A 516-nucleotide genomic window follows, 5' to 3' on the forward strand; every position below is an offset into this window, starting at 1 on the left:
TCCTCCAGTGTTTTTCGGTAAGGCAAGTGTGCGAGTTTGGTGCGTACCTCCATATTCCGTTTTTGACGTTCCGCTATCTCTGCATCTAGAAGCATGTTGAGAAAGGACAGATAGGTGGGCTGTCCATGACTTGCCGCTTCCAAATGGGCATCCAAGAGTAGAGCCGCTTGCTGAAGCCCAAGTTCCTCAAGACGTAGCCGTGCTTGTTCCAGTTCAATCATGCTCCCACCCCCGTCAGCTGCTCATAGACATCCAGCGAACGCACTTCCACTTGCTGCGATGAAATCTGTCGGGCTTGCGGACGTGGATAGGCATATCCTTGAGCAGTCGTAAGACCTGCATACTGGTTTTCACAAAAAACAGTTGCACGGGATCGATAGACCTTTTGGTGTCGAGCAATACATGTGCTGTCGGCCCAGATTTCCACCCACCCATTCACTTCTCGCACGGTACCCTCACGTCCACTATACCTCCATGGAACCCCATATCGTACACCATCGTAGCTAACAAATCCGT

At 51.2% G+C, this 516-nt stretch carries 2 protein-coding genes; both read right to left on the reverse strand.

What is annotated here, in order from left to right; translation table 11 throughout:
- On the reverse strand, positions 1-221 hold a 221-nt coding region (locus FOI68_RS22810; protein ID WP_221935136.1), incomplete at its 3' end, for an ATP-binding protein.
- On the reverse strand, positions 218-516 hold a 299-nt coding region (locus FOI68_RS24390), incomplete at its 5' end, for a Mu transposase domain-containing protein (RefSeq protein WP_483296178.1). The genes FOI68_RS22810 and FOI68_RS24390, both read right to left, overlap by 4 nt.

The sequence above is a fragment of the Brevibacillus sp. LEMMJ03 genome (genome assembly GCF_007197875.1).
Lineage (GTDB): Bacteria > Bacillota > Bacilli > Brevibacillales > Brevibacillaceae > Brevibacillus > Brevibacillus thermoruber.